Annotated in this window: 21 protein-coding genes, 1 tRNA gene and 1 pseudogene; 14 read left to right on the forward strand and 9 right to left on the reverse strand. The window is 66.9% G+C overall.

Annotation, left to right across the window (positions count from 1 at the left end):
• Window positions 1-95 precede the first annotated feature (95 nt).
• Window positions 96-1,124: a copper-containing nitrite reductase gene (gene nirK / locus J2728_RS16420; RefSeq protein ID WP_310000882.1), complete on the forward strand. Its 1,029-nt coding sequence runs from the start codon at window positions 96-98 to the stop codon at window positions 1,122-1,124.
• A 70-nt stretch (window positions 1,125-1,194) separates the two neighbouring features.
• The gene (locus J2728_RS16425; RefSeq protein WP_013080129.1) at window positions 1,195-2,391 is read left to right on the forward strand and encodes an alginate export family protein; all 1,197 of its coding nucleotides are present in this window, start codon (window positions 1,195-1,197) and stop codon (window positions 2,389-2,391) included.
• Between the two features lie 57 nt (window positions 2,392-2,448).
• On the opposite strand, the gene J2728_RS16430 is transcribed toward J2728_RS16425, so the two are convergent.
• Window positions 2,449-4,692 carry an adenosylcobalamin-dependent ribonucleoside-diphosphate reductase gene (locus J2728_RS16430; RefSeq protein WP_013080128.1) on the reverse strand — a complete coding sequence of 748 codons (2,244 nt, stop codon included), beginning with the start codon at window positions 4,690-4,692 and terminating at the stop codon, window positions 2,449-2,451.
• Window positions 4,693-4,891: 199 nt separating this feature from the next.
• Here J2728_RS16430 and J2728_RS16435 point away from each other — a divergent pair, with 199 nt between their 5' ends.
• Complete coding sequence (locus J2728_RS16435; RefSeq protein ID WP_013080127.1) at window positions 4,892-5,338, forward strand: pseudoazurin; 447 nt, start codon at window positions 4,892-4,894, stop codon at window positions 5,336-5,338.
• A gap of 62 nt (window positions 5,339-5,400) precedes the next feature.
• Here the strand turns inward: J2728_RS16435 and J2728_RS16440 are convergent, their stop codons facing one another.
• Window positions 5,401-6,054 carry a Crp/Fnr family transcriptional regulator gene (locus J2728_RS16440; RefSeq protein ID WP_227878847.1) on the reverse strand — a complete coding sequence of 218 codons (654 nt, stop codon included), beginning with the start codon at window positions 6,052-6,054 and terminating at the stop codon, window positions 5,401-5,403.
• 204 nt (window positions 6,055-6,258) lie between these two features.
• Here J2728_RS16440 and J2728_RS16445 point away from each other — a divergent pair, with 204 nt between their 5' ends.
• From J2728_RS16445 to J2728_RS16460, 4 genes and pseudogenes are all read left to right on the forward strand, one after another.
• Window positions 6,259-6,897 (forward strand): helix-turn-helix domain-containing protein, encoded by a 639-nt coding sequence (locus J2728_RS16445; protein ID WP_013080125.1) that lies wholly within the window; start codon window positions 6,259-6,261, stop codon window positions 6,895-6,897.
• A complete protein-coding gene (hemN, locus tag J2728_RS16450) occupies window positions 6,894-8,255 on the forward strand; it encodes an oxygen-independent coproporphyrinogen III oxidase (RefSeq protein ID WP_013080124.1) in 1,362 nt (453 codons plus the stop codon). Before J2728_RS16445 ends, hemN begins: the two co-directional genes overlap by 4 nt.
• 101 nt (window positions 8,256-8,356) lie before the next feature.
• Window positions 8,357-10,627, forward strand: coding sequence for a nitric-oxide reductase large subunit (locus tag J2728_RS16455; RefSeq protein ID WP_013080123.1), 2,271 nt, complete (start codon window positions 8,357-8,359; stop codon window positions 10,625-10,627).
• 282 nt (window positions 10,628-10,909) lie between these two features.
• Window positions 10,910-11,206 (forward strand): annotated as a pseudogene (locus J2728_RS16460) (site-specific integrase); the annotation flags it as partial.
• 141 nt (window positions 11,207-11,347) lie between these two features.
• Here J2728_RS16460 and J2728_RS16465 read toward each other — a convergent pair.
• The 7 genes from J2728_RS16465 to J2728_RS16495 all read right to left on the reverse strand — a co-directional run bounded on the left by J2728_RS16465 (window position 11,348) and on the right by J2728_RS16495 (window position 16,192).
• Window positions 11,348-11,818 carry a VOC family protein gene (locus J2728_RS16465; protein WP_310000887.1) on the reverse strand — a complete coding sequence of 157 codons (471 nt, stop codon included), beginning with the start codon at window positions 11,816-11,818 and terminating at the stop codon, window positions 11,348-11,350.
• 16 nt (window positions 11,819-11,834) lie between these two features.
• Window positions 11,835-12,134 carry a 2Fe-2S iron-sulfur cluster-binding protein gene (locus J2728_RS16470; RefSeq protein WP_310000888.1) on the reverse strand — a complete coding sequence of 100 codons (300 nt, stop codon included), beginning with the start codon at window positions 12,132-12,134 and terminating at the stop codon, window positions 11,835-11,837.
• 110 nt (window positions 12,135-12,244) lie between these two features.
• Window positions 12,245-13,561, reverse strand: coding sequence for a type II toxin-antitoxin system HipA family toxin (locus J2728_RS16475; protein WP_310000895.1), 1,317 nt, complete (start codon window positions 13,559-13,561; stop codon window positions 12,245-12,247).
• Complete coding sequence (locus tag J2728_RS16480; RefSeq protein ID WP_310000897.1) at window positions 13,558-13,902, reverse strand: helix-turn-helix domain-containing protein; 345 nt, start codon at window positions 13,900-13,902, stop codon at window positions 13,558-13,560. Before J2728_RS16480 ends, J2728_RS16475 begins: the two co-directional genes overlap by 4 nt.
• Before the next feature lie 361 nt (window positions 13,903-14,263).
• Entirely contained in the window at window positions 14,264-15,142 is an 879-nt protein-coding gene (locus J2728_RS16485; RefSeq protein ID WP_310000900.1) for an endonuclease/exonuclease/phosphatase family protein, read from the reverse strand.
• Window positions 15,143-15,356: 214 nt separating this feature from the next.
• Window positions 15,357-15,431: transfer RNA gene (locus tag J2728_RS16490), tRNA-Val, on the reverse strand.
• 47 nt (window positions 15,432-15,478) lie between these two features.
• Window positions 15,479-16,192, reverse strand: coding sequence for a phosphoglycolate phosphatase (locus tag J2728_RS16495; RefSeq protein WP_310000902.1), 714 nt, complete (start codon window positions 16,190-16,192; stop codon window positions 15,479-15,481).
• Between the two features lie 69 nt (window positions 16,193-16,261).
• Between J2728_RS16495 and glmU the strand changes: the two genes are divergently transcribed.
• The 7 genes from glmU (at window position 16,262) to J2728_RS16530 (ending at window position 25,379) form a co-directional block, all read left to right on the forward strand.
• Window positions 16,262-17,653: a bifunctional UDP-N-acetylglucosamine diphosphorylase/glucosamine-1-phosphate N-acetyltransferase GlmU gene (gene glmU / locus J2728_RS16500; RefSeq protein ID WP_310000904.1), complete on the forward strand. Its 1,392-nt coding sequence runs from the start codon at window positions 16,262-16,264 to the stop codon at window positions 17,651-17,653.
• Window positions 17,650-18,336 (forward strand): ribose-5-phosphate isomerase RpiA, encoded by a 687-nt coding sequence (gene rpiA, locus J2728_RS16505; RefSeq protein ID WP_310000906.1) that lies wholly within the window; start codon window positions 17,650-17,652, stop codon window positions 18,334-18,336. The genes glmU and rpiA overlap by 4 nt, the downstream gene beginning before the upstream one ends.
• A gap of 42 nt (window positions 18,337-18,378) precedes the next feature.
• Window positions 18,379-19,779, forward strand: coding sequence for a glutathione-disulfide reductase (gor, locus tag J2728_RS16510; RefSeq protein ID WP_310000909.1), 1,401 nt, complete (start codon window positions 18,379-18,381; stop codon window positions 19,777-19,779).
• Entirely contained in the window at window positions 19,776-21,011 is a 1,236-nt protein-coding gene (locus tag J2728_RS16515) for an O-antigen ligase family protein (protein WP_310000911.1), read from the forward strand. Before gor ends, J2728_RS16515 begins: the two co-directional genes overlap by 4 nt.
• 112 nt (window positions 21,012-21,123) lie before the next feature.
• Window positions 21,124-22,503: a class II 3-deoxy-7-phosphoheptulonate synthase gene (locus J2728_RS16520; RefSeq protein ID WP_310000912.1), complete on the forward strand. Its 1,380-nt coding sequence runs from the start codon at window positions 21,124-21,126 to the stop codon at window positions 22,501-22,503.
• Window positions 22,504-22,579: 76 nt separating this feature from the next.
• The gene (locus tag J2728_RS16525) at window positions 22,580-23,515 is read left to right on the forward strand and encodes an aspartyl protease family protein (RefSeq protein WP_310000914.1); all 936 of its coding nucleotides are present in this window, start codon (window positions 22,580-22,582) and stop codon (window positions 23,513-23,515) included.
• Between the two features lie 73 nt (window positions 23,516-23,588).
• Entirely contained in the window at window positions 23,589-25,379 is a 1,791-nt protein-coding gene (locus tag J2728_RS16530; protein WP_310000917.1) for a long-chain-acyl-CoA synthetase, read from the forward strand.
• Window positions 25,380-25,514 lie beyond the last annotated feature (135 nt).

The following is a 25,514-nucleotide window of genomic DNA, read 5'->3' on the forward strand; positions in this document are numbered from 1 at the left end:
CCGTAAGGCGCAGTTTGTCCATGCACAAAGATCGGGATGCTCGGAGGTCTACCCGTCCGTTCATCGGCGCCGTTCGGGCGTCGGAGGATAGGAACATGAAAGCCCTCGCTCTCTTCGCCACCGCCGCGGCGTTCGCCCTAATCGGGACCGCCGCCATTGGCGCCACGCCGGACGCCCCGGCCCCCGCCGTCGCCGACACCGTCCGCTTGGCGACCGACTTGCCGCCGCCGATCGCGCGCCGCGCGCCCGCGACTGTAAAGGTCGACCTTGTCACCCAGGAAGTGGTCGGCAAGCTGGCCGATGGCGCGAACTTCAAATTCTGGACCTTCAACGGCAAGGTGCCAGGACCCATGGTCCGCGTCCGGGTCGGCGACACCGTGGAGGTCTCGCTGAAGAACGCCGCCGACAGCGAACACATGCACAATGTCGATTTCCACGCCGTGACCGGCCCCGGCGGCGGAGGCGTCGCCACCATGGCCGCGCCAGGCGAAACGCAGGCCTTCACCTTCAAGGCGATGGCGCCGGGTCTCTACGTCTATCATTGCGCCACCCCGATGGTGGCCGAGCACATCGCCAACGGCATGTACGGCGCCATCTTGGTTGAGCCCGAGGAGGGCCTGCCCAAGGTCGATCACGAGTTCTACGTCATGCAGGGTGAGGTCTATACCGACGAGGCCATGGGCTCGAAAGGCCTGCTGAACGAGAGCATCGAGAAGCTCCTGAACGAGCAACCTGAGTTCTACATCTTCAACGGCGGCTCCAAGGCGCTGACCGGCGACAAGGCGCTACGCGCCAAGGTCGGGGAGACGGTCCGGATCTTCTTCGGCGTCGGCGGTCCCAACAAGACGTCCAGCTTCCACGTGATCGGCGAGATCTTCGACCACGTCTATCCGTACGGTTCGCTGACCAGCACGCCGATCAAGGACGTCCAGACGGTCACGGTCGCTCCAGGCGGCGCGACGGTCGTCGATTTCAAGCTGGAAGTACCCGGCAACTACATCCTGGTCGATCACGCCCTGAGCCGCCTGGAGCGTGGCGGCGCCGGCATCCTGACCGTCGAGGGCCCCGCCAATCCCGAGGTCTTCAACGCTCCGCCGAACCCGCACAAGGGCGGCGGCCACTAAGACGATGTCCCCTGGGGCGGCGCGCGTTCGCCGCCCCTTTTTTCTTCTCCGACAGACAGTAGATTGATCCATGAGACAGCATGTCCTGCTGGCGCTGGCGGGCGTGAGCGCGCTCGCCTTCGCCGCGTCCGCGCGGGCCGCCGAAGCGCCCGCGCAAACCGGCCAGCTCCTGCTCGAGGCGCGCACGCGCTATGAGCTCTATGATCCCGACGGTCCGAACGCCGAGGCCGTCACGACGCGGCTGCGCCTCGGCTGGCGTCAGCCCCTGGCCAAGACCCTGACCGCCCTGATCGAGATGGAGGCCGTCCGCGCCCTGGTCGACGACTATGCCGATGGCGTCCACGCCAAGTCCGGCAAGGCGACCCTTCCCGATCCCGAGACGGTCGAGCTCAATCGCGCGGCGCTGGAATGGAAGCCGACCGCCGCCGTGGGCGTCGATGTCGGCCGGCAGCGCATCGTCTTCGGCAACGCCCGCTTCGTCGGCAACAGCGGCTGGCGGCAGAACGAGCAGACCTTCGACGCGGTCAAGCTGACCGCCAAGCCGGCCCAGAGCGTGACCCTGACCTACGCCTATGCCGATCGCGTGCGCCGGCCGCTGGGTCGAAAGTCGTCGCAAGGCGTCTGGCGCGGCGACGCGCATATGCTGCATGCCGAGGCCGATCTGGGCGCGATCGGCAGGGCGACAGCCTACGCCGTGCTGCTGGATTTCGACAACGCCGCGAGCCAGTCGTCCAAGACCTTCGGGGCGAGGCTGGCCGGCGCCCGTGTGCTGGGGCCCGGCCTCAGCGGAACCTGGGAGCTGGAGCACGCCCACCAGACCGACTGGGGCGGCAACCCGCAAGGCTTCTCCCTGGACTATGACGTCGCCGCCCTGGGCTTGAAGACGACCCGATCAGCGCTCTCGCTCAACCTCGAACGGCTCGAGGGCGACGGCGTCCACGCCTTCCAGACGCCGCTGGCTTCCCTGCATGGCTTCCAGGGCCTGTCGGACGTGATCGGCGCCACGCCGGCCAAGGGCGTGCGCGACGTCTTCCTGCGCGGAACGACGACCGTCGGCGTCAAGCAGCCGCTGAAGTTGACGGGCGAAGCCCACGACTTCGACACCACCGTGGGATCCCAGAACCTGGGGCGCGAAGTCGACGCGATGGTCTCGACGCCGATCGCCAAGGGCTGGACGTTCGAGCTGGGCGTCGCCCGGTTCGAGACGCAAAGCCGGACCTATCCCGACGCCACCCGGGCCTGGGTCAGCCTCGACTTCAAGCTCTGATCGCATTGTCCCTGGAAAGAGGAAGGGCCCGCGAAAGCGGGCCCTTTTTCGTGGGGTCTAGCCGCACTTGGAGTAGCCGCAATCGGTGCAGGTGTCGCAACCTTCCTTGCGGATCAGGGCGGGGCTGGCGCAGCGCGGACAGACTGCGGGGCGGGGCGCGTCGGCCTGGGGCGCGAGGGCCTCGGCGACCCTGGGCGCGGGCGTCGCGAGGTCCTGGCGCAGGTGCCGCTCGACCACGCCGCCGATCGCCGCCGGCAGCGAGGGCACGTAGCGGCCCGACAGCCAGGCGCCGCCCTGCGGATCGAACACCGCCTTCAACTCCTCGGCCACGAAGCCGACGTCTCCCCCGCGCCGGAACACGGCCGAGATCATTCGCGTCAGGGCCAGCGTCCAGGCGTAGTGCTCCATGTTCTTGGAGTTGACGAAGATCTCGAAAGGTCGCCGCTGGCCGTCCACGACCGCATCGTTGACCGTCACGTAGACCGCGTGGGCGCTGTGCGGCCACTTGATCTTGTAGGTCATGCCCGAGAGCGCCTCGTCGCGGGCGATCAGCGGCGTTTCGCCAAGCGTGGCCTCGGGCGTCGACGCGGGGGGCTCGGCGGGCGGCGTATCCACCGACAGGACCGAACCGGTGACGGCGTTGGGGCGATAGGTCGTCAGACCCTTGCAGCCCATCCGCCAGCCCTCGAGATAGACGTCGCAGAAGGCGTCGAAGGCGATGTCTGCCGGGCAGTTGACGGTCTTGGAGATCGAGCTGTCGATCATCGACTGGGCGGCCGCCTGCATGACCAGATGCTCGCGCGGCGTCAGGGTCTGGGCCGAGACGAAGACATCGGCCGGGGGCTCGGTCTCGCCATGCAGCCGCTTCCAGACGGTCAGGGCGTAGTCCTCGACAGCCTCCTGGCGGGTCGAGCCGTCGGGTTGCCGGACCTTGCGGCTATAGGCGTAGGCGAAGACCGGTTCGACGCCCGAAGAGACGTTGCCCGCCACCAGCGAGGTGGTGCCCGTGGGCGCGATCGAGGTCAGGCAGCCGTTGCGCAATCCATGCTTGGCGATCAGCGCGCGGGTGTCGTCGTCGAGCTCCAGCAGGTTTGGCCGATCCAGCACGCGCGGGTCCCAGAGCGGGTAGGGGCCCTTTTCGGCGGCCAGGGCGGCCGAGGCGCGGTAGGCCTCGCGCTTGATGATCCCCAGCCACCGCTTGATCGTCTGGGCGGCCTCTTGCGAGCCATAGCGCTGTCCGCAGAAGATGAGGGCGTCGGCCAGCCCCGTAACGCCCAGACCCAGGCGCCGCTTGGCGCGCGCCTCCTCCGCCTGGGCCTCCAGCGGGAAACGCGAGACGTCGATCACGTCGTCCAGGAACCGGATCGCGACATGGGTCAGTTCCGCCAGCTTCTCCTCGTCCAGGACCGCGCCCTCCGTGAAGGGGGCGGCGACTAGGCGCGCCAGGTTGATCGAGCCGAGTAGGCAGGCCCCATAGGGCGGCAGCATCTGCTCGCCGCAGGGGTTGGAGGCGCAGATCGTCTCGCAATCGGCGAGATTGTTTCGGGCGTTGACCCGGTCGACGAAGATCACGCCCGGTTCGGCGTAGGCATAGGTCGCCGTCATCAACCGCCGCCAGAGATCGCTGGCCCGAACCGTCTTGAACACTTCGCCGCCAAACACCAGCGGCCAGTCCGCGTCGGCGGCCAGCGCCTCAAGAAAGGCGTCGGTGACCAGGACCGAGAGGTTGAAGTTGCGCAGGCGGGTCGGCTCGCGCTTGGCGTCGATGAAGGCCTCAATGTCGGGGTGGTCGATGCGCAGACAGCCCATCATCGCCCCGCGCCGCTGGCCGGCCGATAGAATCGTGCGGCACATCGAGTCCCAGACGTCCATGAAGCTCAAAGGGCCCGAGGCGTCGGCCCCGACGCCGCGCACCGGCGCGCCGGAAGGGCGGATGGTTGAGAAGTCCATGCCTACGCCGCCGCCCTGTTGCAGGGTCACGGCCGCCTCGCGCAGGTGCTCGAAGATGCCCGGCAGGTCGTCGGGCAGGGTTCCCATGACGAAGCAGTTGAAGAGGGTCACCGCCCGCCCGGTGCCGGCTCCCGCGAAGATGCGGCCGGCGGGCATGAACTGGAAGTCGCCCAGCGCGTCGAGGAACTTCTCGCGCCAGGCCTCCCGGGCTTCGGCGGGCTCGGCTTGCGCGATCGCTTCGGCCACCCGTCGCCAGCTGTCCTCGACGGTGACGTCGCCGTCGCCGGCGTCCGGCGCGAACCGATATTTCGCGGCCCATATCTCCGCGGCCAGGGGAATGTCGAAGGCCATGATCCGGCTCCTGTTCCAAAGACCAGGAGGCTGGCGGATTCGAGCCGGCGGGGGATTGTCGATCGACAAGGAGGCCGCGCTCGGACGACCGAGGCGAATTCGCGCCAGCTTGCTTTGGAGCAAGGTTCCCGTCTCGCGCCCGGTCTATCGGTGGCGGCGAGCGGGCTGATCGCCCGCGCCCAGACAAAGGTGAGTGAAGATGTTGAAATCCGTTCTCGCCGCCGGCGCCATGATCGGCGCGGTGGCGATCGCCGGAACCGCTGGCGCGGCCGAGCTGCAGGTCAAGATGCTGAACCAGGGCTCGCAAGGCATGATGGTGTTCGAGCCGGCGACCGCGAAGCTGAAGGTGGGCGACACCGTCCGCTTCATCCCGACCGACGTCGGCCACAATGCCGAGACGATCCCGGGCATGTGGCCGGCCGGCGCGGCGCCGGTCAAAGGCTTGTTGGGCAAGGAAGTCGTAGTGAAGGTCGCCAAGCCCGGCGTCTATGGCTTCAAGTGCGCGCCGCACTGGGCGATGGGCATGGCCTTCGTGGCCAAGGTCGGCGACGGCAAGCCGAACGCCGCCGAGGCGGAAGCCGCCATCGCCACCGCTCCCAGCATGGCCAAGAAGCGCCTGACGGCCGATTTCGCCGCGATCAAGTGATGTCGCCAAAGCGCCATCGCTCCCGGAGCGGCGGCGTTGTCACCTTGCTCGGATTGGAGAGCTTAGCCCGCCTCGGCCAGGTTCGTCAGAACATCCAGCCGGCGGACGACGATGCGGCGGCGCGCGCTGGCGGTGACGCCGCGCTCATCCCAAGCCGCCAGCGTCCGACTGACCGTATGCAGGGTCGAGCCGGCCATCTCGGCCAGCTCCTGTCGGGTGATCGGGAAGTCGATTTCGATGCCGCCCTCGGTCTTGCGACCGGCCTGCTGCACCAGACGCAGGAGGGTGCGAGCGATGCGCTGTTCGACCTTCTCTCCAGCCATCTCGCCCACCCGGTCCTGCAACTCGAACAGCCGGTGTCCAGCGGAGGCGGCCGAACCCATGGCAATCTCGGGGTAGCGCGCCATCAGCTGACGCATGGCCGCGACGGTCCAGTAGATCTCGAGGCTGTCTACGACGGCCACGGCGTCGGCGGGGAACGGCTTACCCATCAACGCGGCGACGGTGCCGTACATCTCGCCGGGGCCAATAAAGCGGATCACCGACTGGCTGCCTTCGGGGCGCGCCTGCACGATCTTGATCCGCCCTTCGAGCAGCGTGTGACAGGTCGATCCGGGATCGCCCTGGCTGAAGACGACGCGCCCGGCGGCCAGTGGCCGCACGGTTCCGGCGCCGAGTACGTCGGCGGCGGCGACGTCGTCCAGATGGCCGAACATGTCCGCGCCACGGAGACTATGGGGAGCGATGCTGGCGAACATGGGGGGCGGCTGACCTTAAGTGAAATCCTGGCGCCTGCCCTAAGCCCGACCGTGCTCGAGCTTAATCCCGGAATTCTACCTAGGGCGATTTCCCGAATAACGGCGCGACCGGCGCGGTTGCTAAGGCTCAGGTCGACACAAGCCTCAGCCGCCGGGCCGCTCATGACCCTCGCCTTCGCCAAGTTTGATCCGCCGCCCTCCCCGACGCTGGTCCCCGCCGGGGTCAGTATTCGCAGGGCGACGGGCGAGGAAATCTTCGCTCAGGGCGAAGCGGTCGACACCGTCTATCAGCTCCTGGCGGGCGCGGTGCGGACTTACCGGCTGCTGGGCGACGGACGTCGGCACGTCTGCGACTTCCACGTCCCGGGCGATGTCCTAGGACTCGAGCCAGGCGGCGAATATGCCTGTTCGGCCGAGGGTATGACCGACGTGATCATGCTGGCCATTCCGGTCGCCACACTGCGCCGCCTGTCGGCCCATGATCCTTTGCTGGGCCAGCGCCTGCTGTCGATCGCGTCACATGGGCTGCAACGTAGCCAGAACCACGCGACCATGCTGGCGCGGCTAGGCGCGGTCGAGCGCGTCGCCGCCTTCCTGATCGACTTCGCCCAGCGCTTCGACGCGGACGACGAATTCGACCTGCCGATGACCCGCCAGGACATCGCCGACTATCTGGGCCTGACCATCCACACCGTTTCCCGCACTTTGTCGCATCTCCAGGACCAGGGGCTGATCGACGCGCGCGCCTCCCGCCGCGTGCGTCTGCGCCGGCAGGACGAGCTTCTAGGACTTTGCGCATGACCCCTTCGGTCCTGACCCCGGCCCAGCGCCAGCACGCCGAACGGAACCTTCCTCGCTACACTAGCTATCCGACCGCCCTGGCCTTCGACGCCGAGCAGGCAAGCGCGGCCAAGTCCTGGCTCGGTCGGACCCGCGTCGAGGATCGGCTGTCGGTCTACGTGCACGTGCCGTTCTGTCGGCGCCTTTGCTGGTACTGCGGCTGCCACACGTCGATCGCCCATAGCTACAAGCGGGTCGGGACCTTCTTCGAGACCTTGATGCGCGAGGTAGACCTGGTGGCCGCGCGCCTCGGCAAGCATGACGGCCTGGCGCACCTGCACTTCGGCGGGGGAAGCCCCAACGCGCTCAGCCCCGAGGATTTCGCCGCCCTGGTCACCCGGCTCAAGACGGTCTTCCGTCCACGCCCGGGCGCGGAGATCGCCGCCGAGCTGGACCCGGGCATGCTGTCCGAGGCCTTTGTCGACGCGGCCGGCGCCGTGGGCGTCAATCGAGTCAGCCTGGGCGTCCAGACCTTCGACCCGACCGTGCAGGCTCTGGTCAATCGCATCCAGCCCTACGACCACGTCGCTCGCGCGACCGAGCGCCTGCGCGCCGTCGGCGTCAAAGGCCTGAACTTCGACCTGATGTACGGCCTACCGGGGCAGACGCCCGAAAACGTCCATGAGTCCGCGCGCCTGGCGGTCCAGCTGCGGCCCGATCGGGTGGCCGTGTTCGGCTACGCTCACGTGCCCTGGATGAAGAAGCACCAGACCATGATCCGCGAGGCGGACCTGGCCGATCTGGACGGTCGCTGGGCCCAGGCCGAGGCCGCCGACGCGGCGCTGAAAGAGGCGGGCTATGTCCGCATCGGCCTCGACCATTACGCCTTGCCGGGCGACGCCCTGGCCCACGCGGCGACGGAAGGGCGGCTGCGTCGGAACTTCCAGGGGTACACGGACGATCCAGCGCCCGTGCTCGTTCCGATCGGCCCGTCGTCGATCGGCCAGTTCCGGGAAGGCTTCGTCGGCAATCTTGTGCCGACCGACCAGTGGTCGGCCGCCGTCGCGCGCGGCGAGCTTCCCCTTAGCCGGGCGCTGGTTCTCGACGCCGAGGACCGCCTCCGCGCGGCCGTGATCGAGCGGCTGATGTGCGACATGCGCGTGGACGTGGCCGCGATTTGCCGCGAGCAAGGCTTCGCCGAGAATCATCTGGACGCCGAGCTCTCCGCCGTCGACGCTTTGCGACTGGCGAGCCTCTGCGCCCGCGACGGCGCCGTGGTCTCGATTCCGGAGGCGGCCCGCCGCCTGATGCGCGTGGTCGCCGCGGCCTTCGACGCGCGTCTGCCGGCGGCCGCCGCGCGCCACGCAAAGGCGGTTTGATCGGAGCGAGGTTGCTCCCGAGCAACGTCGGCTCCGCCGCCAGTCGTCATCCTGATCCCGAACGCCGAATGGGACGGTCCCGACCGGCGAGGGGAAGCGAGATGAACACCCGAAGACTATGGTTCGTCCTCGCCCTGGTGATGGCGGTGTCCTTCACCGTCTTGGGGCTGATGGGACGCGAAATTCACCGACAGGCCCCGCCGATCCCGACCCGCGTGGTCGACGCTTCGGGGCAGGTGCTGCTCACCAAGGCGGACATCGAGACCGGCCAACTGGCCTGGCAGTCGATGGGCGGTCAGCAGGTCGGCTCCATTTGGGGGCACGGCGGCTATGTGGCGCCCGACTGGTCGGCCGATCAGGTCCACCGCGAGGCCACGGCCCTGCTCGATATCTGGGCCCGGCGCGACTTCAAGGCGGCTTATGACGCCTTGTCGCCCGAGCGTCAGGCGGCCCTGCGCGAACGCCTGAAGCGCGAGATTCGGACCAACACCTATGACGCCAAGACCGGCGTCGTCACGGTCAGTGGCGATCGCGCCCAGGCCATGCGCCAGGTGCGTGGCCACTACGAGACGCTGCTAGGATCGGACCCGGCGCTGGAGGCGCTGCGCGAGCAGTACGCCATCGCCAATGGCGCGGTGAAGGATCCGACCCGCCGGACCGCCATCGCCGCGTTCTACTGGTGGACCGGCTGGGCGGCCAGCACGAACCGTCCCGGCGAGGTGATCAGCTATACGGCCAACTGGCCGCATGAGGCCTTGATCGGCAATACGCCGACCGCCCCCACCATCGTCTGGTCGGTGGCCAGCGTCATCCTGCTGATCTTCGCCGTCGGCGCCCTGGCCTTCTGGCACGCCCGCACCAAGTCCGAGGACCACCTGGTCGCGCCGGACAAGGACCCGCTGGCGGCCATGAAGCCGACGCCTTCGATGAAGGCGACGGGCAAGTATTTCCTGACCGTGATCGGCCTCTTCCTGCTGCAAGTCGGCCTGGGCGCCGTCACCGCCCACTATTCGGTGGAGGGCCACGCCTTCTTCGGCGTGCCGATCTCCGACATCATTCCCTACGCGGTGACCCGCACCTGGCACACCCAGCTCGCCATCTTCTGGATCGCCACCGCCTGGTTGGCCACCGGTCTCTATGTCGCGCCGATGATCTCGGGTCACGAGCCAAAGGGCCAGAAGCTGGGCGTCGACCTACTCTGGGTCGCGCTGGTGGTTGTCGTGCTGGGGTCGATGGCCGGCGAGTGGCTGGGCGTGCAGCAGGTCTTCGACCTGAACGCCAACTGGTGGTTCGGCCATCAGGGCTGGGAATATGTTGACCTGGGCCGCTTCTGGCAGATTCTGCTCTTCGTGGGCCTGATGAAGTGGCTGGTGCTGGTGGGCCGGGCTCTGTGGCCCGCCCTCAAGGCGCCCTCGGAAAGCAAGCCCGTCCTCTGGATCCTCTTCCTGTCGACGATCGCCATCGGCCTGTTCTACGGCGCTGGCTTCATGTGGGGCAAGCACACCCACATCAGCATGGTCGAGTACTGGCGCTGGTGGGTGGTCCACCTGTGGGTCGAAGGCTTCTTCGAGGTGTTCGCCACGGCGGTCATCAGTCTGCTGATGGTGAAGCTCGGCTTGGTGCGGGCCAAGTCGGCCAATGGCGCGGTTCTGTTCGGGACCATCGTGTTCCTGTTCGGCGGCGTTCTGGGCACGGCCCACCACTGGTACTTCGCCGGCACGCCCGTCTCGGTGATCGCGATCGGTTCGGTGTTCTCGGCGCTCGAGGTCGTGCCGCTGGCCCTGATCGGCGCCGAGGCCTTCGAGACCTTCAGGCATACCAGGGCCGCGCCCTGGGTCGCGACCTATCGCTGGCCGATCCTGTTCTTCGTGGCGGTCTCGTTCTGGAACCTGCTCGGCGCGGGGGTCTTCGGCTTCATGATCAATCCGCCGATCAGCCTCTATTACATCCAAGGGCTGAACACGACGGCCACCCACGGTCACGCGGCGCTCTTCGGGGTGTACGGGATGCTGGGCATTGGTCTGCTGCTGTTCTGCTTCCGAGGTCTGGCGCGGCGTGAAGCCTGGGACGATCGGCTGCTGGCCGCGACCTTCTGGATGCTAAACGGCGGCTTGGCGATGATGCTGTTCCTGTCGTTGCTGCCGGTGGGTGTGATTCAGGCGATTGCCAGCATCGAGCACGGCCTCTGGTTCGCCCGCTCTCCCGCGGTCATCCACTCGCCGCTGGTCCAGGTCCTCGTCTGGATGCGGGTGCCAGGCGATGTTGTCTTCGCCGGCGGCGCCTTCACCCTGGCTATCTTCGCCGCCAAGCTGCTGGTGGGCGCGCGCCGCCGCGCCATCGGCAAGGCGGCTAGCCCGGTCGCCGCGGAATAGGCCTGCCCGCAGGAAACCCGGCGCGCACGAATGTGCGCGCCGGTGACGCTCGGATATGGTGCGTCCACTCTATGCGCGAAGATCGGTTGGATGGCGCCCACCAGCAAGGCTCTATGTCCAGCCACCCGACGGTATGACCTTGCCAGATCTGGAACGCGCTGGAGCGGAATTATCTCGCGGGCCGAAGACGCGACCCAATGTCGGCTAAGCGCCGCCCGCGCGTGAAGCGCTCAAACGTGGTAGAATGAAGCGAGGGGAGTAGCCAATTCGCAGGAGGCGAACATGGCTCAATTTGATCTCTTCCTCCCGCCCAAGCGCCCCTGGAACACGGGCCGGGTGATCGGCCCCAAACCGCCGTTCAAGCCCAGGCACATTTGGGGGATCCGACAGCAGCTCAAAGCGAACGGGCGACTCCGCGACCTCGACATGTTCAATTGCGCAATAGACGCCAATCTCAGGGGCTATGACCTAGTGAAGCTCCGTGTCGGTGACGTGGCGCCGGACGGCGCGCTACGCGCAAGCGCCACGATCATCCAGCGGAAAACCGGACAGCCCGTCTCGTTCGAGATCACCGAGCCCATGAGTCCACCAGCAATAACGCGGCCTCAATGGAAGACGCGCGCCCGCTGAACGTCGTGTGTCGGGAGGAGTGCCAACGGCGGCTTCTGGCGCACTCCGTCCCCATCGGGGCTTCACAAGTTAGAACGTGCGACTGCAGGCCTATCCCGATGACGTCACGTCGAAGTAGGCGCGTAGGTCGGCCAACGCCCTCGCCCCGAGCGGGAATTCTATGAGTTCGAACGGATACCCATCGGGATCGTAGACATAGAAGAATTTGACGCCTTGGATTTCCTTGACCGCGCTCTCGACCGACACACCCTCCGCCTTGAGACGACCGTGAGCGCCGACGGCGTCTTCGATCGTGAAGGCCATGCAGGGCGCGCCCGCTTGCGGCCGCACCTGGGAGGGGTTGCCTGAGCCCGGCGGGGGGGGGATTTGGCCCAGTTCGATGGCGAAGCCGGCGACGATGCCCTTGATGCTCGGCGGCGTTCCGGTCTGGCGCTCGTCATAGAAGATCTCAAGCCCCAGGACGCGCTGATAAAACGCCAACGAGCGCTCGAGGTCGCTGACTTCCAACGCGATGTGCGACGGGCCGACAACGGACGCCAAGGGCGAAGAGGATGCGGACATTTTGGCTCTCCGAGGGTTAGTGTTGGTGGGCTGGCACGCGCACCATCAGACCCTCGTGTCGCTCTTCGAGGATGATCTGGCAGGCCAGCCGGCTAGAGGGTTGCGGGTCGCTCGTGAATGACAACATCTCGGCTTCCATGGCGCTGGGCAGCGTCAGGGCCTCTTGCCAGGGCGCTTGCACATGGACCTGGCAGGTGCCGCACGCGCAGGCGCCGCCGCAGTCGGCGTCGATGCCGGGCACATTGTTCTGGACGGCGGCTTCCATCAGCGACTGCCCTGGACGGCCCTCCACGACCAAGGTCGCGCGTGGCTTCACGCGCGGCAGAAGCGGGCGCAGCCGATCGCGTTGAGTCCGTATCGCATCGCGTGCGGCTAGCCGCACGGTGATGCGGCGCGTCGGCCGGCTACAATCGTCAGCAGGGCCGATTAGGCGTTGGCGGGCGGCGCAAGGTCGAGGCGCAGTTGCTCGCCAATACGACGACCATCAGGCTCGTGCACACCCACAGCCCGCGCATAGGCCGGCCAGTCGCGTACTCGGTCTGCAATTTCACTGATGATGGACAGGCTCTTGCGACGCTTGAAGCCGCAATAGGCTCCAAACGTGATCAGGTCTTCGATCGTGAAGTCGTCGCGCTTGCCGCTAAGCGCCATCTGGTGCGTGCTCGTCCACTCGCCGGTCGGGTTATATGAGTAGGCGACGTCAAACGCTGGAGACAGGCGCCAGCGCCCGCTGCGATCCATGAGGAATGCGATGTTCTTCACATGATCATCCTGGTTGCGGATGAAGATGTTGAACACCGCGCGCCGGAATTGCTGTTCGATCGCATCAGCCTCGGCGTCGAGTTTGTGGATCGTTTCCACCGCCTGTTCGTAGCTATAGGCGCCCGGCAGGTTGAAATCGAAATGGCGCAGCGCCGCCAGTGACTGCATGTGCAGCTTGCCGCCGGCGGCGGTGCGGTCAAACCGTCTGGTCATGAAGTGGCTGCGGCCGCCCTCATAATGCAGGCGGCATTCTGACATTTCGATCCCGGCGTCGCTGGCCATTTTCGAGAAGGCGTACTCGATCAGGCCAAAACCCTGCGGGTCGACCAGTTCCTTGTCGCGATTGTTGCTGACGCCGTCGAACTTTATCAGCCAGTAGCTGAAGCCGGTTTCGGCGGGAGCCTGACCAGATCGAAACTCGCCGGTTTCCGGGTTCCAGGCCAGGACGGCCTTGGCCCGAGCTCCGCCGGCTGAGGTCCCGACGCGCAGTATCTCTTCGATCGCTTCGTGGTCGTCGGTCCCGGCGAGCTTGCCCCGCATGCCCAGACGCTGATCAAGCACCTGATTGGCCAGATCGACGAGTGCGTCGATCCGGAGCTGGCGGGACCTGTGGGGCGCTTTGAGTAGGGTGGGGTGAAATTCAAGGGCGCCCATGCCTCGGGTCCCAATGTAGCAGAGTCGCTCGACCGGGTTGAAAGATGCTGGGTCGCGGCCTTCGCGCACAAGCCAGGCGTCGATCAGTGCGTTGCCGTACTTATCCGGCAGGGAATCGGCCAACAGCCCCGGCAGGCCCTTGAAGGCGTCGCGCGGCAGAGCCGGAAACTCGTATGGCGCTGTGCGCGGCGGCATGACAATCGGCGAGACGCCAATACCGCTTTGGGCAAATTCGGGCGTGTACTGGAACACCGCATAGTCGCGATCTTCCAGCCAGCTAACGGCGGCGATATCGCGACCCCAAAGACGAACCGTCGCGTCGGTCACTCCTCGTCGCCCCAAGTCCACGTCGTCGTTACCTTATGGTCGGTAGGACGCGCGCGCTTACGCTCGGAGCCTGTGGCGAGGCGTACCCGATCAACAGGACGCACCTCGGCTGCCGGAGTTAGAATCTCGAGCCGATCACCCAGGTTCAAAGCCTCAAGAACTCTAATCAACGTATCGAGCGATGTGTTTTGCCCACCCTCAAGCCGGCGCAACGCATTGAGCGAGACCGAAGCGTCGTCAGCCAACTGCCGTTGAGTGAGGTTGTGATTGAGCCTGTAGGCGGCGACACCTTCGCCAATTTGGCTAAGGCGAGCTTCGAGTTTGATATCGGGTACTGGCATGTAAGAACCCTTTTATGGGCCTTTGTCAGGATCAGCGTGCGTAACAACCCATATAATGGCTTTTATGGCGATATCCATAACGCCAATGATAAGTCTTATTTTAAAGGCCCATATAAGGGTTTTTATTGGCTAAAATCCGGCTTAAATACCCGTATAAGGGTGCTTACGATGAGGTGGCTCGCTAAGGCCAACCCCAACACTAGTGCGTCGTTAGTGGCAAGCTAGCCGAAGGGGGGGGGCGCCTAAGCTGCCCAGGTCCTGCACGTACCGGAGGTTCGGAGGTCCCATAGCCTTTCGGGGCGTCCACGCTCGCCTGGCTGAGGCTCTGCCTCAGGCGTGCTGGCCCAATGCCGTTCGCAGCCTACTTCAGGGAGACCAAGACCGGGCAGTGATCGGAAGGGTGGCCGTCGGTCGGCGCGTAGGTCAGCTCCTCGAACCCGGCCAGGTCGCGAGTGGCGCGAGCATCGAGCACGATGTGGTCGATAAATTCCTTGAAGCGCGGGTCGCACTTGGGCGTGGCCAGCCCCTCGGCGAGCGACAAGTCGGCATTGGCGGGCTGGCTGTCGTCGAGGTCAGTCCACAGGACATCGTCTTTGCGAGCGAGCCGGCGGTTGAAGTCGCCCAGCACGGCGAACCGGACGGGTTCGGCGGCGCGCGCGTCGATCCACTTCTCCAAAACCGAAACTTGTTGCTGCAGGGTCTCGCAGGCGTCGCCTTTGAGGCCGTTGAAGCAGCCTGACTTCAGGTGGACAGCCAGCAGGCGCAGCGGAGAGTGGCCCCGCGCGCGGATAGTGATGTCGACGCCTGAGCGCAGATTGGGATTGCCGATCGCCAGTTCGGCGAGATCCGGAGCGCGGTCGAAGGCGACGCCTTTGCGGATGGCAAAGCCGACAGCCTGCCGGGTTAGCTTGCGACCCTCCTGGCCGCTGCATGCAAAGTGATCGCCAGCGGGCCTGTGCTCGATAATCAGCTGGTACTTGGCCGGATCGAAAACACGGGCGGCGGCCTTGATGGACTGAACTTCCTCGAAGGCGATGACGTCGGCGTTTAGGCGTTCGGCATAGCTGCGCATCAGCGCGTAGTCTGCATCGGTGCGCGCCTTGCAGCCCTGCGCGCCATCCTCCGATAGGTGCTCCATATTCCAGGTGGCGATGCGCAGAGGCGCGGGAGGCGACGACGGCGTCGTGGCGCAGGCGGTCAGCAAAAGGCTTATAGCCACGATGGCGTGCGGCTTGAACATCGGGGCGTCTCCCATAGCGAGCATCGCCTTAGAGCCCACGTGTTATGACATAACAATGGCCTTTGCGGCGGCGGGGAGACCGCCGCGGCTAGTCGGTAAATCCCTCACGCGCGGCGTGCGAACCATCGTTTCTGGCAAATAACTGGCAAGCAAAGCCAAATGCCGGCCGGTATCGGGTTACCGGGCCATAATGCATTGTTTTTATTTGGAAAAATGGTGGATGCGACAGGGATTGAACCTGTGACCCCCTCGGTGTGAACGAGGTGCTCTCCCGCTGAGCTACGCATCCGCCGTGTGGAGAGGTTCGAAACGAACCCGTCCGCGAGAGGAGGGGGCCTATAGCCCGGTGTTCGGCGCGGGGCAAGAGGCCAAAAGCGTCATGCAGGCGTTGGGCACGTCCAAAAAGCTGTGGATGACCAAATCGCCGCCCAGGGTCTCGACCGGATCCTCGGTGTAGCCGAACGACACCAGCACGCTGGGCACGCCGGCGTTCCTGGCGCCCAGGGCGTCGTTGATGCTGTCGCCGACCATCACCGCGCGTGTCACTTCGCCTCCGACAGCCGCCACGGCGGCGGCGACGTGCCGACCGTCGGGCTTGGCGGCCGGGGCGCTGTCGGCGCCGACCACCGCGTCGAAGAAGGGTGTCAGGCCCGTGGCGTCCAGCAGGGCGACCGACAGATGGGTCAGCTTGTTGGTGCAGACGACCAGGCGCGCGCCGGCGGCCTTCAGCTCGGTCAGCACATCGACCACGCCGGGGAAGGGCGCGCTCTCGTCGGCGATGCGGGTCAGGTAGAGGGCGATGAAGCGCTGGACCAGGGCCGGCGCGTGTTCGGCGTCAAGCGGCGCGCCGGCGGCGGCGAAGCCCCGCTCCAGCAGGGCCCGCGCCCCGCGTCCGACCATAAGCCGGACCTCGTCGAAGGGCAGGGCGGGCAGGGATTCCTCGGCCAGGATGGAGTTCAGCGAGCCCACCAGATCGGGCGCGGTGTCCACCAGCGTGCCGTCCAGGTCGAAGGCGATGGTCGCCCCGTTCAGGTCATGAAGCGCGTGCATGGGTCTGGCCTTTCGGCCAATTGCACGGCTAATGCAACTTTGGTTCGCCTCTAGGGAGTCGCGAGAGCCATGACCGTCCCCGTCTCAAAGCCCATCCGGCCGCGCGCCGCCGTGATTCTGGCGGCCGGGCAGGGCACGCGGATGAAGTCGCCGACGCCCAAGGTGCTGCACGGGCTGGCCGGCCGGACCCTGCTGGACCACGCGATCGACGCGGCCGAGGGCCTGGGCTGCGAGCGGATCATCGTCGTGGTCGGCGCGCACAGCCCTCAGGTCGGCGAGGCCGCGCGCAAGCGCCTGGGGCCGAACGCGACCGTGGTCCAGGACCCGCCGCTGGGCACTGGCCACGCGGTGCTGGCGGCCAAGGACGCGCTGGCCGACTTCGACGGCGACGTGGTCGTCACCTATGCCGACTGCCCTCTGACCACCGCCGGGGTGATCGCGCCGCTGTTCGACCAGATCACCGGCGGCGCCCATGTCGCGGTGCTGGGCTTCGAGGCGCACAACCCGACCGGCTATGGCCGCCTGATCCTGGCGCCCGGCCACGTGCTGCTGCGCATCGTCGAGGAAAAAGAGGCGGACCTCGCCACCCGGCAGGTCAAGCACTGCAATTCCGGCGTCCTGGCCGCCGATCGGGCGATCCTGTTCGACCTTCTGGCCAACGTCCGCAATGACAACGCCAAGGGCGAGTACTACCTGACCGACGTCGTCGGCCTGGCTCATGACCGCAAGCTGGTCACCCGCGCGGCCTTCGCGCCCGAGGCCTCGGTGCAGGGGGTCAATTCGCAAGGAGAGCTGGCCGCCGCCGAGGCCGTCTGGCAGGCGGCCCGCCGCCACGCCCTGATGGTCGAGGGCGTGACCATGCCCGCGCCCGACACCGTCCATCTGTCATGGGACACGAAGATCGCTGGCGGGGCGGTGGTCGAGCCGTTCGTCGTCTTCGGTCCCGGCGTCAGCGTCGAGAGCGGCGCGGTGATCAAGGCCTTCAGCCATCTGGAAGGCGCTCATGTCGGCGAGGGCGCCCTGATCGGCCCTTACGCCCGCTTGCGGCCCGGCGCCGAGATTGGGCCGGAGGCCCACATCGGCAACTTCGTCGAGGTCAAGAAGGTCAAGGTCGGCAAGGGCGCCAAGGCCAACCATCTCAGCTATCTGGGCGACGGCTCGATCGGCGAGAAGGCCAACATCGGGGCCGGAACCATCTTCTGCAATTACGACGGCTTCGAGAAGTTCGAGACCCATGTCGGCAAGGGCGCCTTCATCGGCTCCAACAGCGCCCTGGTCGCGCCCGTGCGGGTCGGCGACGGGGCCATGACCGGTTCGGGCTCGGTGATCACCAAGGACGTCGAGGACGGGGCGCTGGCCCTGGCGCGTCCGGAACAGACGATCAAGGCGGGGTGGGCGACCAAGTTTCGCGCCCTCAAACAAGCCCAAAAAGATAAGAAGAAGGACGCGAAGACGAAATGAGCAGCGCCGACGATCAGAAGCGCGCCTCGGGCGAGGCCGCCGCGGAACTCGTTGAGAACGGCATGGTGGTGGGTCTGGGCACCGGCTCGACGGCCGCCTGGTTCGTCAAGGCGCTGGCCGCGCGCAAGCTGACCGACATCAAGGGCGTGCCGACCTCGGACGCCACCGCCGCGTTGGCGCGGGAGCTGGGCATTCCGCTGGTGGCGCTGGACGACGTCAAGACGATCGACCTGACCGTGGACGGCGCCGACGAGATCGGGCCCGGCCTTTCCCTAATCAAGGGCGGCGGCGCGGCCCTGCTGCGCGAGAAGCTGGTCTGGGAAGCCTCGACCCGCTGCGTGGCGATCGCCGACGCCGCCAAGCGCGTCCCGGCCCTGGGCAAGTTCCCGCTGCCGATCGAGGTCGTGCGTTTCGGCCACGTCCACACCGGCCATCGCCTGGCCGACATCGCCGCCGAGTTCGACCTGCCGCCGCCGCGTCTGCGCACGGCCGAGCGGGGTGTCGTCGTCACCGACGGCGGCAACCTGATCTACGACATGGCCTCGGGCCGCATCGACGAGCCGGCCGCCCTGGCCACGGCGCTGAAGAGCGTCACGGGCGTGGTGGATCACGGCCTGTTCCTCGACCTCGCCGACGAGGCGCTGGTCGGCACGGACGAGGGCGTGGTGCGTCTGGTTCCCTGACGTCCTACATAGAGCCCCACGCTTTAGGTTCGGAGACCGGTGATGGCTGACTACGACTATGATCTCTTCGTCATCGGCGCGGGGTCCGGCGGCGTGCGGGCGGCGCGGCTGGCCGCCATGAGCGGCGCAAAGGTCGGCGTGGCCGAGGAATACCGTGTCGGCGGCACGTGCGTCGTCCGCGGCTGCGTGCCCAAGAAGTTCATGGTCTACGCCAGCGAGGTCACCAGCCACCTGAAGACGGCCGAGGGCTATGGCTGGACGTTCGAGGGCGCCAAGTTCGACTGGAAGAAATTCCTGCACGACAAGGACGTCGAGATCGCGCGCCTGTCGGGGATCTATGTCACCAACCTTCGGAAGGCCGGCGCGGATCTGCTGCACGGCCGGGCCCAGATCGTGGACGCCCACACCGTCGAGGTGCTGCCCAAGGATGGGTCCGACGACGCGGGGACCTACACCGCCCGCAAGATCCTGATCGCCACCGGCGGCCGTCCGGTGAAGCCCGAGTTCCCCGGCGCCGAGTTCGGGATCACCTCGGACGAGGCCTTCCATCTCCCGACCCTGCCCAAGAGCATCATGATCGTCGGCGGCGGCTATATCGCCGTCGAGTTCGCCGGCATCTTCGCGGGCCTCGGCGTCGAGACGACGGTGCTCTATCGCGGCGCCAACATCCTGCGCGGCTTCGACGACGACGTGCGCGCGCATCTGGCCGACGAGCTGGGCAAGCGCGGGATCAAGGTCGTGCTGGGTTGCTCGCACACCCGTATCGAGAAGCAGGACGACGGGACGCTGCTCAGCGTGCTCAACAACGACCTGACCTTCGAGACCGAGGCGGTGATGTTCGCCACGGGGCGCGAGCCCTATGTGAATGGGCTGGGCCTCGAGAAGGCCGGGGTGAAGCTGAACGAGCGCGGCGCGATCGCCGTCGACGCCCATTCCAAGACCAATGTCGACAGCATCTGGGCCGTCGGCGACGTCACCGATCGGATCAACCTGACGCCGGTGGCGATCCGCGAGGGCGCGGCCTTCGCCCAGACCGAGTTCTACGACAATCCGACGACCTTCGATCACGACATGGTCGCCTCGGCGGTGTTCTCGCAGCCGCCGGTGGGCGCGGTCGGCATGAGCGAGGCCGAGGCGCGGCACGCGTTCGGCGCGGTCGACATCTACCGCTCGGTGTTCCGTCCCATGAAGATCACCTTCTACGGCGGCCAGGAACGCTGCCTGATCAAGCTGGTGGTCAAGGCCGACGACCAGAAGGTGGTCGGCGTTCACGTTGTGGGGCCCGACTCGCCCGAGATCATTCAGATGGCCGCGATCGCCGTGAAGATGGGCGTGACCAAGCCGCAGTGGGACTCCACCTGCGCCGTCCATCCGACCCTGGCCGAGGAACTCGTCACGATGCGCGAGAAGTACGTGCCGGTCGAAGTCGGCGGGGTGGGATGACGGGCGCTGGCGTCCTGACGGACGCTCCGGAGCGCCGCACACGCTGGCTGGGCGGCCTGGCCGTCTTCATGATGGTGATGACGCCGCTGCTGGGCTACCTCGCCCCCAAGCAGTTCGCGGCGCTTCTCAGCCTCGTCGGTCTGCTGGCGGCGCCGGGTCTGTTCCGGTCGCGACCGCCGCTTTTGCCGATGTTCGCCCTGGCGCTGCTGGCGCTGTGGTCGCTGATCAGCCTGAGCTGGACGCCCGCCCTACCGGATCCTGCCAAGCTCAAGAAGTTCGGCGCCGTGGAGAATTTCACGGCGATCAAACTCTTTCTGCAGCTGGGTCTGTATGGCGCCGCGGTGGCCATGCTGGGCCAGATGTCCACGCGCTCGGCGCGGCTGGCGTCGCGGGTGATGCTGATCGGCGCTGGCCTGCTGGCGCTGATCACCTGCCTGGATGGCCTGCTGGGCGCGCCGATCTACCAGGCGATCCGCGAGGCCAGCGGCGATCCGCTGACGCCCGATCTGGCGATGGTCAAGGTGTCGATGGGGGCCTATCCGCTGGTTCTGCTGCTGTGGCCGTGCGCGCGCGTGCTGGGCGCCTCGACGTTCAAGGGGCGCAATGTCCTGGTGGCGCTTCTCTTTGGGCTGATCCTGATCGTCGCGCACGTCACGGGAGCCGACGCGCCGGTCGCCGCCCTGCTGTTGGGAGGGCTGGTCTGGCTCGGCGTGCGCCTCATCGGCAAGCCGGTCGCGCGAGTGTTGATCCCGCTGGTCTCGGCGGCCTTCATCTTCGCGCCCATGGCCATGCTCTGGGGCGAGAAGTCAGGCCTCGTCGCCTGGCTGCACACACTGGCGCCGCCGTCCTGGGATCATCGCCTGAACATCTGGGCCTTCGCCACCGACCGCATCCTGCAGCATCCGATGCGCGGGTGGGGGATCGACGCCAGCCGCACGTTCGGCTCGGCCATTCCGCTGCACACCCACAACGCTCCCCTGCAGCTCTGGCTGGAACTCGGCGCTTTTGGAGCCGCCATGGCGGCGGCCTTCTACGCCTGGATCCTGTATGGCGTGGTGAGGTGGACCGGCGTGGACCGTCGCGACGGCGCCATGGCGGCTGGCGCGCTGGTCTCCTATCTGGTGGTCAGCGGCTTCAGCTTCGGGGTCTGGCAGGAGTGGTGGCTGGCCCTCGGCGCCTTGGCCGTCATCGCCTGCGGCATCGCGCAAAAAACGAGCGCTTCGGCGCGGTAGAGCGACAACGAACTTTCCCGCCTTGGCGGATCGACGCGGCTTCGCCGCACGATTTTGCCTTTCGCTTCCATTCGCGGTATCTACGCCGCCCCTTGTTGTTATCGAGCCTGTCATGACCGCCCGCTGGACCCCCGCCGCCTGGAGAGCCAAACCCGCCAAGCACATCCCCGCCGACTATCCGGACGCGGGCGCTGTCGAGCGGGTCGAGCAGACGCTTCGCCAGATGCCGCCGCTGGTCTTCGCCGGCGAGGCGCGTCGGCTGAAGAGCCTGCTTGGCGACGTGGCCGAGGGCCGCGCCTTCCTGCTGCAAGGCGGCGACTGCGCCGAGAGCTTCAAGGAATTCCACGCGGACAACATCCGTGACACCTTCCGCCTGATCCTGCAGATGGCGGTGGTCTTGACCTTCGCGGGCGGCAAGCCGGTGGTGAAGGTGGGCCGCATCGCCGGCCAGTTCGCCAAGCCGCGCTCGGAGCCGACCGAGGTCCAGGGCGACGTGACCCTGCCGTCCTATCGCGGCGACATCATCAACGGCATGGACTTCAACGAGGCCGAGCGGGTTCCCGATCCGGACCGCCTGCTGAAGGCCTATGGCCAGTCGGCCGCGACGCTGAACCTGCTGCGCGCCTTCGCCAGCGGCGGCTACGCCGACCTCTACAACATCCACCGCTGGACCCTGGGCTTCGTCGGCGACAGCCCGCAGGGCGCGCGCTACCGCGAGCTGTCGGAGAAGATCAGCGAAGCCCTGACCTTCATGTCTGCCGTCGGCGTCACGCCCGACACCCAGCCCGACCTGCGTCGCGTCGAGTTCTTCACCAGCCACGAGGCCCTGTTGCTGGGCTTCGAGGAAGCCATGACCCGCGTCGATAGCACCTCGGGCGACTGGTACGACACCAGCGCGCACCTGCTGTGGATCGGCGAGCGCACCCGTCAGCTGGACGGCGCCCACATCGAGTTCATGCGCGGCGTGAAGAACCCGATCGGCCTGAAGTGCGGCCCGACCATGGAAGGCGACGACCTTCTGCGCCTGATCGACGTGCTGAACCCGAACAACGAGCCGGGCCGCCTGACGCTCTACGGCCGCTTCGGCTCGGACAAGATCGCCGACCGCCTGCCGCGCCTGATGCGGGCGACCAAGAGCGCCGGCCGCTCGGTGGTCTGGGCCACCGACCCGATGCACGGCAACACGCTGAAGGCCTCGACCGGCTACAAGACCCGTCCGTTCGACCGCATCTTGAGCGAAGTGAAGAGCTTCGTGGAGATCGCCCAGGCCGAGGGCGTGCACCCGGGCGGCGTCCACCTGGAAATGACCGGCCAGAACGTCACCGAGTGCCTGGGCGGCGCCCGCGCCGTGTCGGAAACCGACCTCGGCGACCGCTATCACACCCATTGCGACCCGCGCCTGAACGGCGAGCAGGCGCTGGAACTGGCCTTCCTGGTGGCCGAGAAGCTGAAGGCCGCCCGCGACGACCAGCGTCGCCTGGCGGCCGGCTAAAGCGCGGTTGATCAGCGAACGGCGCTATCTGGCGCCGCTTGCCGGTCGGCTGTAGCCTTCCTCGAGGGAGGAAGCCATGGCCTCGAAGCCGCTGTCGCGTCGCGTCCTGGTGGGGGCGCTGGCGAGCGCCGGGCTTGCCCCAGGCGCGGACGCCGCGCGGTCGCAAGCGGCGGACGAGCAAGATCGCCTCCGCTATCTCGACGCGGCCGGCCGGCTGTCGGTCAAGGCCTTGGTGAACGGCGAGGGGCCGTTCGACTTCCTCATCGACACCGGCGCCACCGCATCGGTGATCGCTTCCGAAATTACTGATCGGCTTGGCCTTCGGCGCACCAGCACCGGCAGGCTGCATAGCATCGCCGGCGCCGAATCCGTGGCGATGACCCACGTGGCCAGCCTGGCGGTCGGCAAGCGTCTGAGGCGGGACATGACCGTCGCGGTGCTGCCGCGCGCCCTGCTATTGATTGATGGCGTATTGGGGCTGGATTGGCTGGGCAAGGCCAGCCTGCTCCTCGACTTTGGTCGTCAGCGGATGGTTGTCGGCCAGCCCCTCCCCATTCCCGACGCCCAGACCGCGATCGTCGAGTCTCGGTTGATCCGCAGCGGCCTGACCTTGATCGACGCCCGTATTCCGCGGGAGCGGATCATCGCCTTCATCGATACCGGCTCCACGACCACCGCCGGCAACCTGGCGCTGATGGAGGCGGCCATCCGCGGCGGGTCGTTATTGGGCGCGGCCGGCGACGCCGAGCTGCGCGGCGTTACTGGGCAGGTCATGCACGGCCGGGCCGCCACCCTGACCCGACTGACCCTGGGCGAGATGACACTCCGGAACGCGCCCCTGATCGTGGGGCCTATCCACACCTTCGACTACTGGGGCTTGAACGACAGGCCGGCGATCGTGATCGGCGTCGATATCCTGCGGGCCTTTGACACCGTGGCCATCGACTTCAAGCGCAATGAAGTGCGTTTTCGCGTGCCGGACGGGAGCTCGTCGCTCCGAGAACGGCGTTAGGTTCGCGGTGCGGCGTCCGGCCGCTTGACCGCTCGCGCGGCGCTCTCCAATGGTTGTTTGAAGGGAGAGCCGAATGCGTTTGCGCCAAAAGATCCGTCGCGAGGTCAAGTTCCTCAAGGGTTTGACCCGGACGCTCAAGCGCGTGAAATCCATCGCTCCCGACAGCGCCAACCTGATCTGCGACGATCTGGAGGCGGCCGTCGACAAGTGGCGTGATCGCCCGGCCATGACCTTCGAGGGCAAGACGGTGACCTATGCCGAGCTCGACGGCATGGCCAACCGCTACGCCCATTGGGCCAAGGGGCAGGGGCTGACGCGCGGCCAGACCGTGGCCCTGTTCATGCCCAACCGCCTGGAATATTTCGCGGTCTGGTACGGCCTGACCAAGGTCGGCGTCGCCACCGCCCTGATCAACAACCAGCTGACCGGCGCGGCCCTGGCCCACTGCCTGAACATCTCCCAGGCCCTGCACTGCATCGTCGATCCCGAGACCTCGCCCTGCTTCGAGGACGTGAAGGGCCAGCTCGACCGCCACATGCAGCAGTGGGTGCTGGGGCCGGTCCATGGCGAGCAGCGCGACCTGGTCAAGGCGCTGAAGAGCTGCAGCCAGCTGCGGCCGGACCGCGTCACCGCGCGCGACGGCCTCACCGCCAAGGACACCGCGCTCTACATCTTCACCAGCGGCACCACGGGCATGCCCAAGGCCGCGCGCATCACCCACATGCGCGCACAGCTCTACATGCGCGGTTTCGCCGGCTCGACGGGGGCCAAGGAAACCGACCGCATCTATGTGACCCTGCCGCTCTATCACGCCACCGGCGGCCTCTGCGCCCTGGGCGCGGGCTTGCTGAACGGCGGCTCGATCGTGCTGCGCAAGAAGTTCTCGGCCACGCACTTCTGGCCCGAGATCGTCGCCGAGAACTGCACCATGTTCGTCTATATCGGCGAGCTGTGCCGCTATCTGGCCAACCAGCCCGAGCACGAGCTGGAGCGGGCGCACAAGATCCGGCTGATCTTCGGCAACGGCCTGCGTCCCGACGTCTGGAACGACATGCTGGACCGCTTCAAGGTCGGCGAGGTGCTGGAGTTCTACGGCGCCACCGAGGGCAACGTCTCGCTGTTCAACTTCGACGGACGACGCGGCGCGATCGGGCGCGTGCCCGGCTATCTGCGTGGCAAGTTCAACATCCGCGTCGTCAAGTTCGACGTCGAGACCGAGACGCCGGTGCGCGGCCCCGACGGCTGCTGCATCGAATGCGCCCCGGGCGAGGTCGGCGAGTGCATTGGCCATATCGGGGGCGACGCCCGCTCGAACTACGTCGGCTACGCCGACAAGGCCGCCACCGAGAAGAAGGTCCTTCACGACGTCTTCCAGAAGGGCGACGCCTGGTTCCGCACCGGCGACCTGATGCGAGTGGACGGCGACGGCTACATCTATTTCGTCGACCGCATCGGCGACACCTTCCGCTGGAAGGGCGAGAACGTCGCCACCAGCGAAGTGGCCGAGCGCCTGGCCGCCGTCGAGCACGTGCTGGAGGTCAATGTCTACGGCGTGCCGGTCGGCGACCTGGACGGCAAGGCCGGCATGGCGGCCCTGGTCGCCGATCCGGAGTTCGATCTGGCCGCCTTCGCCAAATATGTCGACGAGCACCTGCCCAGCTATGCGCGGCCGATCTTCCTGCGGTTGCAGCAGGCGATCGAGACGACCGGCACCTTCAAGTACCGCAAGGTTGACTTGGTCGGCGACGGCTTCGACCCGACCCGGACGAAGGATCCGCTGTATTTCCGCGATCCGGCCAAGGGCTATGTGAAGATCACCAAGGCCGTCTTCGCCAAGATCCACGCCGGCGGCTACAAGCTGTAGACCGCCCGGGCCTGCCCCGACGTCACCTTGCGCCGTGATTGAATGGCGCGGGCTTCGTGGCTATATGGCGGGAGCTGATCGCTGGGCCTTGTGTGTGGCGGCCCTAATTATCTCATTCTAGTCAAAGGGATAGTC

This window comes from Caulobacter segnis (genome assembly GCF_031454995.1).
Classification (GTDB): Bacteria; Pseudomonadota; Alphaproteobacteria; order Caulobacterales; family Caulobacteraceae; genus Caulobacter; species Caulobacter segnis_E.